The organism is Streptococcus cristatus (assembly GCF_003944225.1).
GTDB lineage: Bacteria > Bacillota > Bacilli > Lactobacillales > Streptococcaceae > Streptococcus > Streptococcus cristatus_K.
In genome coordinates, this window is the sequence record NZ_RJPN01000006.1 from 95,621 (window position 1) to 107,214 (window position 11,594).

Sequence of the window (11,594 nt, forward strand, 5' to 3'; positions counted from 1 at the left end):
TCAATCTATCAGTTTTCCCATCAGGTAAACATCTAGAAATATCCCTTCTCTTAAATAGGCCCCTCTTTTTTGCAGGCCTTCGATTTCAAATCCTAATTCCTTATAGAGATGAACAGCTCGCTCATTTCTGACCTGAACAGTCAGTTCCAAACGGCGAAGACTGCTTCCATTTTCTGCCCAGTCCACAGCTTCTTCTAGCAAGATACGACCGAGACCTTGATCCCAAAAGGCTTTTTTGACAACGATAAAGACTTGCCCAATGTGGCGAATCCGCTCATGAAAATCCGCTGTGATACTGACAATCCCAGCGATTTCATTATCAAGTAAGGCCAAGAGATAAAGCTGATTATCCGACTCAGCTTGGCGCTGAATGAACTGAGCCATCTGATCTTCATCCATCAAAATCCCCGCCTCATCCAAGGTCATGTAGTCTGACTCGGCTCCGACTTGATTTAAAAAGCGAATCAAGTCAGCAGCATCTGCCTTCTCTGCCTCCCGCAAGACCAATTCAAACTCAGCCATGCAGCAATTCCTCCAGTAGTTCCTGAGAACGGCGCCCTTGACTTTCAAAGACTAGCTCGCGGCCGTCTTCTTTCTTTAGAAGAGTCAGCTTCAGATAATCATCTGGTAAACTCTCACCTAGCAATTCTCCCCACTCGATGACCGTAACTCCCTCACCAAAGAGAAAATCATCCAAGTCAATCGAGTCCGGATCCTCACCAATCCGATAGACATCTAAATGATAAAGCGGCAAACGTCCTTCATACTCGCGAACAATGGTATAGGTCGGACTTTTGATCATCTGCTTGATGCCCAGACCTTGGGCCAAGCCCTTGGTAAAGGTCGTCTTACCCGCACCCAAGTCTCCTGTCAAAACCAAAACATCTTGCTCCTGAAGCAAGCTGCCGAGACGCTGGCCCCAGTTGATTAATTCTTCCTCATTATGACTAAACATTCTTTTATTATACCAGAAGATTTGCGTTTGCGCTCAATTTTCTAATAGAGAGAGCAAAATGTTTGAAAAAAATTAGATGAGCCCTCCAAATCCTCCAATCAAAGCAGGTCACTCACTTCTATATTGAAAGATAACTAGGACATTTCCCAAAAACTTTTCCTAAAAAAAAGAAGCTGGAAGATTCCAACTTCTTAGTGTTCTTAAGATAAAGCTAGGCTGATAAAGTTAAGGATGAAGAGCAAGTTTAAAATCCAAATCATTGGATGCACATCCTTAGCTTGACCTTTGATGACTTTCACAAGAGCATACATGATAAAGCCTGCTGCAATCCCGTTCGTGATACTGTAAGTGAAGCCCATGAAGATAGATGTAAAGAAAGCTGGGACAGCTTCTGCCATATCATCCCACTGGATATTTTTCAGACTGCCAAGCATCATGATCCCAACGACAATCAAGATTGGTGCAGTTGCTGCTGTTGGAACGATGGCCAAAAGTGGACTAAAGAAGCTAGATACTGCAAAGCAGACTGCTACAACCAAGGCTGTCAAACCTGTCCGTCCACCAGCTCCGATACCAGCTGCTGACTCCACGTAAGTAGTAACGTTAGATGTTCCGGCGATTGCGCCAATAGTCGTACCGATCAAGTCTGAGTACAAAGCCTTGTCCAAACCTTCTGACTCATGGTTTTCACCAGAGCTTGCGACGATCCCTACTTTTTCACCAGTTCCGATCAAGGTACCAATGGTATCAAAGATATCGGTCAGAGAGAAGGCTAGGATAGCCATAAATGTCTGAGGCAGGCGCGCCGTATCAGCAAAGAGAGCTCCCAAGCCTTCTGGACCAACCGCAACCCCGAACACTTGTCCAAGTTCTTTCAGAGCTGTTGACAGATTGTGCTGACCGAAGTCAATCGCAGACAGGTTTACCAAGCCAACAGCAATCGCTACGACTGTTGTTGTAAAGATAGACAAGATAATGCCACCTTTGATGCCCTTGATTACAAAGAAAACTGTAATCGCTAGACCAAGTAAAGCGAGTAAAACTGCTGGATTATTAAAATCAACTAATCCCGGAGTTGCAGCTGAGTTTGCTGTAATAGCAGCTTTGGCTTGGTCAGCTCCCTTACCGGCTACTACATAGTTGCCTGGATCGATTGAAAACTTCAAAAGTCCAGCATTTTTAATCCCTACATAAGCTAGAAAGACACCGATACCTGCCGAAATAGCTGAACGAAGTGCTGATGGAATAGACTCAATAATAGCCTTCCGAATCTTGGTCAGGGTAATGAAGAGCGAGATCAGACCACAGATGAAGACCATACCCAAAGCTTCTTGCCAAGTGTAGCCCAAACTAAAGACAACCGTGAAAGTAAAGAAGGCATTGAGCCCCATACCTGGCGCCTGTGCGTAAGGGAGGTTGGCATAAAAGGCCATCATGAGCGTTCCAGCAACGGAACCAATGATCGTAGCCAGAAAGACACCTTGAGCTGGCATACCCGTTTGCGACAGCATGGCTGGATTGACAAAGAGGATGTAGCTCATAGCAAAGAAAGTTGTTAACCCAGCGAGAACTTCCGTACGAACATCCGTACCGTGCTCTTTGAGTTTAAATAATTTATCCATTATAGATAATCTCCTAAATTGTTTTATGGCAACTGTATAAAAGAGAACTCCTTCTTTAAAACAGTGCTGCTTATTCGTTATTTACGAACAATACTATGATTATACTCAAAAACATTCACTTTTTCAAGTCCATTGCTCCAAAAAATACTTTAAAGTGTCTTATTTTTTATTTTCTCTGCTTAAAAAGAGCAAAGTCATGATTTGGATAAAGGTAAATCCAAGGATAAATAACAGACGATCCTTCTGAAAGGTCTCCAGTAATTTTTGGACAACTAGCTGGGGCCGCGTCACCAGATCCCAAGAATTGAGGCGATCATAACGACCGATATAAATGGCTAGACTCGACAGATAAGACAGCACTGCAACCACAAGCATATCCAACCACCAGGCCAACTTCCAGCGCTCACGCAAAATATTCCAGCTTTCAATCCCGCAATAAACGCCAAATAAAATGCTCGGCACGAAAGCCATAAATAGACGCAGGCTGACAGGGTTCCACAGGGTATCTCCCACCCAAGTCATGTGCACCAAGTCTGTCAGCATATAAAAAGTATTAGGATAAAAGGCCAGCCAAACTACCAGCAAGAGCGGATAAAGCCACTTCTGCTTCTTAAACATCGTCGTCAAGATGGCAGCATCATAGGCAATCAAGGCCAAAATCATATTCCAGATCAAATCTGGTCCTTGAGCCGTGATCCCCTGAATATACACAACAAATGCAATTAGTAGGAAAAAAATGTGAATTAAAATTGGTTTACGCATACAAGATCCTCCCCTTTACTTTAACTCTCTTCGCTCATAGACTATCAGCAGACATCTTTCGTCTTAGCTATTGAGGAAACATTATACCACAACTTGTGGCATTTATTCTTAATTCTGTTATAATAGTCTTTACGATACTTAGCGAGACTGTACGAGGAAAAAGAATGACAAAAAAAATTATTGCTGTAGATTTGGACGGAACCTTGCTCAATTCTGAGAGTAAGCTGTCTGATTTTACCAAAGAAACCATCAAAAAAATATCGGCTAAAGGACACAAGGTCATCATCACTACTGGCCGCCCTTACCGCATGGCTCTGGACTTCTATAAGGAATTAGAGCTGAATACCCCCATGATAAACTTCAACGGATCTTTGACCCATATCCCTGAGCAAAAGTGGGAATTTGAACAATCCTTGACCGTAGACAAGTCTTTCTTGCTGGATATGGTCCAACGAAAAGAAGAAATCGAAGCCGATTTCATCGCTGGTGAATACCGCAAGAAATTCTACATCACCAATACAAACGAAGGAATCGCAGATCCCAAGCTCTTTGGCATTGATAATTTTAAGCCAGAAAATCAATTTCAGGCCCAGCTAGTCACCAAAAATCCAAATGCTATCCTGCTGCAAACCCATGCTACGGACAAATATGCTCTGGCTGAAGAGATGAATGCCTTTTACCAGCACGAACTCTCTATCAATACCTGGGGCGGTCCTCTCAATATCCTTGAGTGCGGCCCTAAAGGTGTTAACAAAGCCTTCGCCCTCCAGTACCTGCTCAACATCCTCAATGTCGATCGCAAGGACCTGATTGCTTTTGGTGACGAGCACAATGATACTGAAATGCTGGAATTTGCGGGAACAGGCTATGCCATGAAGAATGCCAGCGAAACCCTGCTGCCTTATGCTGACCAACAGCTTGAACTCACTAATGACCAAGACGGTGTAGCTCACAAGCTAACTGAGCTCTACTTATAGAAATCAAAACAAATCAAACAAACATAATTTGAACCGCACCTCAACTGCCAGACTCTTTCTGTCTAACTGTTGAGATGCGGTTCATTTTTTAAGGTAAATTTTTCTACTTAACCAACGCTTCTATTCTACTTTTCCACCTTCAACGACGAGATCATCTGCTTTTGCAGCATCACCGTAGGTTGGGTGAAGAGTCTTTTCATAAGCTTTGTGGAAGAAGTTTTCCTTGCCCAATTTTTCAATGTCTTTATTGATGAAATCAAGCAACTCTTTGTTTCCTTTTTGGACTGCTGGTGCGATGGTATCTGGGTCACCAAGTGAAGTAATTCCTACTTCATATCCTTTATTTTCAAGAGCCCAAGCTAATACTTCGGTATTGTCAGTTGAAAAGGCATCTCCACGTCCATCCAAAAGAGCTTGGTAGGCATCACTGTATTGGTCATATTTTTGAAGTTTGACTTCTGGATGATTTTTCTCAAAGTATGTTTCAGCGGTGGTTCCTTTGGTAACAATCAAGGTCTTGCCTTCAAGCTGTTTAACATCTGTGATGAGACTTTTCTTAGGAGATACAACGCCCAGTGAAACCTTCATGTATGGAAGGGCAAAGTCAACTTGTTTCTTACGTTCGTCTGTGACGGTAAAGTTGGCAAGGGTGATGTCCACCTTGTTAGAAATCAAGTATTCCGCACGGTTGGCAGCATCAACAGAAACGTATTTCACCTTAACACCGAGGTCTTTGGCCAGCTGATTTCCCAGTTCGATGTCATAACCTTGGTAAGAACCGTCGTTGTCTACATAACCAAAAGGTTTCTTGTCTCCAAATACAGCAATTCGAAGTTCACCACTTTTTTTGATTTCCTCAATAGTGCGAGCTTTAGCAGTAGTTTTGCCAGATGAAGAAGTAGCATTTCCGCCTGAGCTACAAGCTGTGACAAAGATAAGGGCAAAGGCAAGTGCCAAAACAGTTAAGAGTGATTTGAGTAGTTTCATAAGAATCTCCTTTATAAATATGAGCCAAATTGGCTGAAGTCAAAAACGTTTAAAAATTCTTGTGCTCGTTTGGTTTGTGGATTGGTAAAGAAGGACTGAGCCGTTCCTTCTTCAGCAATCTTCCCTTGATCAAGGAAGATAATCCGATCTGCAATAGCTTGAGCAAACTGCATTTCGTGGGTCACCAAGATCATGGTACGACCTTCTTGAGCTAGGTCGTTGATGAGTTCGAGGACCTCACGCACCATTTCTGGATCAAGCGAAGCCGTCACCTCGTCAAAAAGGATAATTTCTGGATGCATGAGCAGGGCACGAACAATGGCAACCCGTTGCTTTTGTCCACCAGATAATTGGCGAGCGAAACTGTGTTTTTTATCGAGCAGTCCGACACGTTCCAGTAATTGCAGGGCTTCTTCCGTCACCTCTTTCTTATCTCGACCCTGTGCCTTGATAGGACCTAAGATAAGGTTCTGCAAAACGTCCAGATGGGGAAAGAGTTCATAACTTTGAAAGACCATGCCAATCTTTTGACGAACCAAGTGAAAGTCTTTCTGGTTTCCAATAATGGACTGGCCATCCAGAAGAATATCTCCACCCTGAATGGTTTCTAAGCCATTGAGGCAGCGAAGGAGGGTGCTTTTCCCACAACCAGATGGTCCTAGAATAACCACTACTTCCCCTTTCTTGATTTCTAGGGAAAGTCCTTGGAGGATAGGATTGTCTCCAAAGGATTTTTTTAGATCCTTGATTTCTAATATGGTATCAGACATTTAGTTCCTCCAGTGTTTTTCTAAGTGAGTGGATAGTTTAGAGATAGGGAAGCAAACTGCGAAGTACAAGACCAGTATGGTTCCATAAATCCAAAAGGATGCGGTTGGAATGGTCAAACGATTGCTATCGATGATTTGCTGTCCCACCTTTGTAACTTCAACGACTCCAATCAAAACAACCAGAGAAGTCGTTTTAATCATCCGGGTAACGAGATTGATGGCCTGAGGAAGCAGTCTTCTCAAGACCTGCGGGATGATGATGTGGTAGTAAAGTTGGAAATTCGTTAAGCCCAGCGCCTGTCCGCTTTCAAACTGATGTTTGGGAAGGGAAGTGATAGCTCCACGAACCAAATCTCCCATCTCAGCTGTTCCCCAGAGGGTAAAAACGATAACGGCAGAAGTTTCTCCAGAAATGTTGATATTAAAATTTCGGGCTAATCCGAAATAAACAATGAAGAGTAGCACCAGCTGGGGCATGATGCGGATAAATTCTAGATAAAAACGTGTTAAAAAACGAACGACTCTAGAATGAGAGGTCATGATGATTCCCATAACCGTACCGAAAATCATAGACAAGAGGACAGAGAGGATGGAAATCCCAATCGTGACTCCCAATCCCTGTAAGATCCGCAAGAGATTATTTCCCTGAAAGAGTACTTGTATTCCCGAATCCTGCATGGCGGAGCCTCCTTTCTATCCAACTGAAGAGCAATGATATAGGCAGGAGCATGATAAGATAAGCCACTACCAACATAGCCAGTGCAATATCTGTCTCATAGTAAAGCCCAATCAAGTCCTTGGCAACGTACATGAGGTCGGCTAGAGCAACCGCAGAGAAGACAGAGGTTTCCTTGATCAGGAAAATCACATTGGCACTGAAGGATGGCAGAGCCACTGCTGTGGCCTGTGGCAATACCACGTAGCGAAAAACCTGAACGGGTGTCAGACCGATCGCTAAGCCAATCTCATGCTGGGTTTGACTAACTGCTTCTAGCCCGCTTCGGAAGGATTCTGCCATATAGGAGCCTCCTAAAAAGATGAGACCAAGGGTGGCGCAGACCTCTGAGGAAAGGACAATCCCAATCCGAGGAAGCCCGAAGTAGAGAAAAAAGAGTTGAATCAAAAGGGGCGTATTTCGCGACAATTCAATATAAGCTGTGGCTAGCTGTGTCAAAACAGGGATACGATAATGCCGGATGATACTAACAAGTAAACCAACTAGAAAAGCTCCCAAAATGCCCCAAATTGCGATATGCAGGGTTAGAAAAAATGCCTTTTGATATAATGGTAGATATTGTTCAACAATGGACCAATCCAAAAGAGAACCTCCCATCTAGGAATAATACAGCTATTGTAGCACTAAAAGACATGTTTGGATAATATGTATTTTCTATCACAATGATAAAAAATATTTATCGTCTCTATTGCAATCTGAAACTTCCAGACAAAATTTTTGAAAATGACATGAAAAAGAGTTAAGATGTTCCTGTAAATCAAAAAAGTAAACGTTTACGTTTATCAAGGAGGACATTTTATGTCATACAAAACAAGCAATGCTGAGGGCCCTGTGGATTTTATTAACACCTATGATCTGGAGCCCATGGCGCAGCAAGTCATTCCCAAAGCTGCTTTTGGCTATATTGCAAGTGGTGCTGAGGACACTTTCACTTTGCGCGAGAACATTCGAGCCTTTAACCATAAACTCATTGTTCCTCATACACTCTGTGATGTAGAAAATCCAAGCACTGAGATTGAGTTTGCTGGAGAAAAACTGTCTTCACCGATTATCATGGCGCCTGTTGCAGCCCATAAATTAGCAAATGAGCAAGGGGAAGTGGCTACTGCGCGTGGTGTACACGAGTTTGGCTCTCTGTATACGACCAGCTCCTATTCCACAGTTGATCTTCCAGAAATTACGGAAGCCCTCCAAGGAACACCGCACTGGTTCCAATTTTACTTCAGTAAAGATGATGGGATTAACCGCCATATCATGGATCGTGTCAAGGCAGAAGGCTACACAGCCATTGTCTTAACTGCGGATGCGACTGTAGGGGGCAATCGTGAAGTTGACAAGCGCAATGGTTTTGTTTTCCCAGTTGGCATGCCTATCGTTGAAGAGTACTTGCCAGAAGGTGCTGGTAAGTCCATGGACTTTGTCTACAAATCAGCTAAACAACGCCTATCTCCACGAGATGTCGAGTTTATCGCTGAATACTCAGGGCTCCCTGTGTATGTCAAAGGCCCTCAATGCCGTGAAGACGTTGAACGTTCACTTGCCGCAGGTGCTTCTGGAATCTGGGTAACCAACCACGGTGGCCGCCAAATCGACGGTGGGCCAGCCGCCTTTGACTCGCTTCAAGAAGTTGCTGAAGCAGTTGATAAACGGGTACCGATTGTCTTTGACTCTGGTATTCGCCGTGGCCAACACGTCTTTAAGGCCTTGGCATCAGGAGCAGACTTGGTAGCCATTGGACGACCTGTCATTTATGGATTAGCCCTTGGTGGTAGCGTCGGTGTGCGTCAAGTCTTTGAACACTTGAATGCAGAATTGAAGACAGTCATGCAGTTATCTGGAACTCAGACAATTGAAGATGTCAAACACTTCAAACTACGTCACAATCCATACAACCCAACCTTCCCAGTTGACCCTCGTGATTTGAAATTGTATTGATACATAAAACAGATTGTAATAAAAAAGCACACCCCAAAAGTTAGACATAAAATCTAACGATTGGGGTGTTTTTAATGGGAAATTAACTTATATGGTCATAGTTCATAACTATCATCTATGGAATAATGGGTAACTTGAAGTGAGCAAACTAACGAGAAAGTACTATACAGAGGAACAAACCAGTGTCCTGTCCAATACAGAACTAAATCTTTTTCTTAAATTATTTGTGTAGTTTTTGTAGGACAAGTATACATTGTCTAAGTTTTCTCCAATTTCTATTAAAAGTTTCAAATCTAATCTTCAGTTGCCCCCTTTTGTTTGTTTTAGTATCTTCTCAGCCATTCTCTCAGGAGAAACTAGCCTAAATGTAGTTTCTGTTATATACTTGGTTAAATAAGTCCTTAATTCGTCACATTTTTCAGTCAGTTTTGACTTACTCATAAAATCATCAGCTACTTCTTTATACTCTTCAAAAATCTTTACTTGACTTATTTTTTTGTGATAGTCTACAAAGATTGCAACTTCCTTACGAACTTCTTCTTTTAACCTAGATAGTTCAATATCATCCTGAATAACCAGAGTTAGTAATTATTATTTTATCGAAATCTTGGTTAACATAATCTTCAAACAAATAATCAGTCTCGAATTTTTTTCTGACAATTTGTAAAGGAACTGTTGTTTTTTCGGCAAAGCTAGACCTTAGCACTTCATAGCGGAGCATTAAAAGATGAAGTGCTTTCTCAGTGAAGTTTTCACTTAATTTAGTTCCAACTTTCATCTGAATTTGCAATATATACTCCCTTGTGTTCTTATCATATAAATTATGATATAGTAAGCCTTTTTGCATCGGTGTTAGCCATAAAACGCCTCAATATTATTATTTATTGTCTGTCTACTCATAATTTCCCCTTAACTTGCTCAAAAAATTATAATAATAGTATTACAATTGAGTATCTTCTACGACTCTTCCATCTTTTAATCGTATCAAACGATCACCGTACTCTGCTTTATCTTCATCATGAGTCACTTGAATGATTGTTATATTCTTGCATTGATTAATCTTTTTAAACAATTCCATAACAGCTTCACCATTACTACTATCAAGATTTCCTGTCGGTTCATCTGCTAAAATTACATTTGGTTTTGTTATAACTGCTCTTGCAATTGCAACTCGCTGTTGTTGGCCACCGGAAAGTTGATTAGGATATTTTTTTAAAATATTTCTAATGCCCATTATTTCCACAATCTCATTAAACTCAGAACGGTCTTTATTCTTCATCATTTTGAGAGGAAGTAGAATGTTCTCCTCTACAGTTAGATTTTGAACCAAATTATAGAATTGAAAAACAAAACCAATTTCTTTATTTCTAATTTTACTCATATTTTTATCACTCATAAGTGACAAATTATTCCCCATTACTGAAACAATTCCCTCACTCGGAGTATCTAGGCCGCCTAATAGATATAACAATGTACTTTTACCACAACCAGATGCTCCCATTATTGAAACAAACTCACCTTTATCTACTGTAAAATTTATCCCGTTTAAAATATTAGTAGTGTTAAATCTATTTCTAAATGACTTTTTTAGTCCTATAACTTCAATAATTTTTTCCGATTTCATATTAATTCCTTCAATTTTGTAATATAACTAGTCACGCTTAAGTTCATCTATAAGTTTCATTTTATTTAAATTTACAAGTGGAACAACTAAAGTAGATAATAATGCAAGAAAGACGATCAAAGAAACTACAAACATATACCTTAAATCTATACTTATGTCCACACAAATACCTATTGAATAAAGTAAGTCTGTTAAAACTATCGTAACCCATGGAGTAATACTAACTGCAAAAATACAACTTAGCAGTACTGTAAACATTACCTCACTAAATAACATAAGTTTAACTTGAGCTTTAGACATTGACGTTGATAAAAGAACCGCATACTCTTGTTTTCTTTGTATAAAACCCAAGAAGGTATTGTTAACAACACCAACAACTGCTAGTAAGATAGATAAAAGCAAAATCAACCATACCATGTTAACAATTCCACTAATATTATCTTGTTGTATTTGTAAAAATTGGTGTACGGTTTGGATTGTCACATCATATTGAGATAGATCATGTTGAATAGATTCCTTCGCTAAATCAACATCACTTGATGTTATTGTTACATTAAGGACTGATGGTATACTACTAATATTATTAATAAAGTTACTGGTTGAAACAACTAGTATATTTCTAGTTGTAGAAAAACTGGCACTATTAACAAATCCAACAACTTTAAGTTCAAGCTGATTTTTTTTAAAATCAGCATTATTCAATGTTATCTTGTCCCCTAAAGCAATACCAAATCGAGTCGCATAATACTCATCTACCAGCACTTCATCATCTCTTAAATCAGTTATTAATCTTCCAGAAACGTTGATAATTCCATTTTTTTCTTCTTCCAAGCCTACAATAACTATAGATTTATTATCATTTTTAATCTTTATAGAATCAGATAAAGAATAGCTTGGTTCTATAGACCCTACATATTCATTTTCTTTTAAAAAGTCATATTTTGTAGCCTTATCAGAAAGTCCTGTAATACGAATCTCTCCATTAAAATAGCTTGTCGACCCATTTAATAGTTTGGTTAAACTATTTGATAGCATAAAAATACTTAGTACAATCGTAAGTGTAACAGTAACTAATATGACATTGGAACATGCATATTTGCTAAAACCTAAATTTCTTACCCCTAAACCGATTGAATAACTACCAAATTTTTCAATAATAATTTCAATCAGTTTTGAAAATAGTCTTAAAACACAGGGCAATAATAATATCACAGCAATTATAATAG

General features: G+C 40.2%; 12 protein-coding genes and 1 pseudogene. 2 read left to right on the forward strand and 11 right to left on the reverse strand.

Annotated features, from left to right (window positions below; genetic code table 11):
* From D8797_RS07235 to D8797_RS07255, 4 genes are all read right to left on the reverse strand, one after another.
* Positions 1–522 carry a GNAT family N-acetyltransferase gene (locus D8797_RS07235; protein WP_125379864.1) on the reverse strand — a complete coding sequence of 174 codons (522 nt, stop codon included), beginning with the start codon at positions 520–522 and terminating at the stop codon, positions 1–3.
* Positions 515–955, reverse strand: coding sequence for a tRNA (adenosine(37)-N6)-threonylcarbamoyltransferase complex ATPase subunit type 1 TsaE (gene tsaE / locus D8797_RS07240; RefSeq protein WP_015605349.1), 441 nt, complete (start codon positions 953–955; stop codon positions 515–517). The genes D8797_RS07235 and tsaE overlap by 8 nt, the downstream gene beginning before the upstream one ends.
* Positions 956–1,155: 200 nt before the next feature.
* Positions 1,156–2,577, reverse strand: a complete 1,422-nt coding sequence (locus D8797_RS07250; RefSeq protein ID WP_015605350.1) for an NCS2 family permease — start codon at positions 2,575–2,577, stop codon at positions 1,156–1,158.
* A 159-nt stretch (positions 2,578–2,736) separates the two neighbouring features.
* Positions 2,737–3,339 carry a DUF1361 domain-containing protein gene (locus tag D8797_RS07255; protein ID WP_125379866.1) on the reverse strand — a complete coding sequence of 201 codons (603 nt, stop codon included), beginning with the start codon at positions 3,337–3,339 and terminating at the stop codon, positions 2,737–2,739.
* Between the two features lie 164 nt (positions 3,340–3,503).
* Between D8797_RS07255 and D8797_RS07260 the strand changes: the two genes are divergently transcribed.
* On the forward strand, positions 3,504–4,316 hold the full coding sequence (locus D8797_RS07260; RefSeq protein WP_125379868.1) for a Cof-type HAD-IIB family hydrolase: 813 nt from the start codon (positions 3,504–3,506) through the stop codon (positions 4,314–4,316).
* A 120-nt stretch (positions 4,317–4,436) separates the two neighbouring features.
* On the opposite strand, the gene D8797_RS07265 is transcribed toward D8797_RS07260, so the two are convergent.
* The 4 genes from D8797_RS07265 to D8797_RS07280 are packed head-to-tail and all read right to left on the reverse strand — an operon-like array spanning position 4,437 to position 7,391.
* A complete protein-coding gene (locus D8797_RS07265) occupies positions 4,437–5,303 on the reverse strand; it encodes a cysteine ABC transporter substrate-binding protein (RefSeq protein WP_125379870.1) in 867 nt (288 codons plus the stop codon).
* Positions 5,304–5,314: 11 nt separating this feature from the next.
* The gene (locus D8797_RS07270; RefSeq protein WP_005591017.1) at positions 5,315–6,073 is read right to left on the reverse strand and encodes an amino acid ABC transporter ATP-binding protein; all 759 of its coding nucleotides are present in this window, start codon (positions 6,071–6,073) and stop codon (positions 5,315–5,317) included.
* A complete protein-coding gene (locus D8797_RS07275; protein ID WP_005592385.1) occupies positions 6,074–6,751 on the reverse strand; it encodes an amino acid ABC transporter permease in 678 nt (225 codons plus the stop codon).
* On the reverse strand, positions 6,711–7,391 hold the full coding sequence (locus tag D8797_RS07280) for an amino acid ABC transporter permease (RefSeq protein ID WP_125379872.1): 681 nt from the start codon (positions 7,389–7,391) through the stop codon (positions 6,711–6,713). Before D8797_RS07280 ends, D8797_RS07275 begins: the two co-directional genes overlap by 41 nt.
* A 216-nt stretch (positions 7,392–7,607) precedes the next feature.
* On the opposite strand from D8797_RS07280, the gene lctO reads away from it, so the two are divergent.
* Complete coding sequence (gene lctO, locus D8797_RS07285) at positions 7,608–8,744, forward strand: L-lactate oxidase (protein WP_125379874.1); 1,137 nt, start codon at positions 7,608–7,610, stop codon at positions 8,742–8,744.
* 562 nt (positions 8,745–9,306) lie between these two features.
* On the opposite strand, the pseudogene D8797_RS07295 reads toward lctO, so the two are convergent.
* The 3 genes and pseudogenes from D8797_RS07295 to D8797_RS07305 form a co-directional block, all read right to left on the reverse strand.
* Positions 9,307–9,594: pseudogene (locus D8797_RS07295) on the reverse strand (condensation domain-containing protein); the annotation flags it as partial.
* A gap of 90 nt (positions 9,595–9,684) precedes the next feature.
* Complete coding sequence (locus tag D8797_RS07300; protein WP_125379878.1) at positions 9,685–10,368, reverse strand: ABC transporter ATP-binding protein; 684 nt, start codon at positions 10,366–10,368, stop codon at positions 9,685–9,687.
* 27 nt (positions 10,369–10,395) lie between these two features.
* Positions 10,396–11,594: ABC transporter permease (locus D8797_RS07305; RefSeq protein WP_125379880.1), on the reverse strand; the 1,199-nt coding region annotated here is incomplete at its 5' end.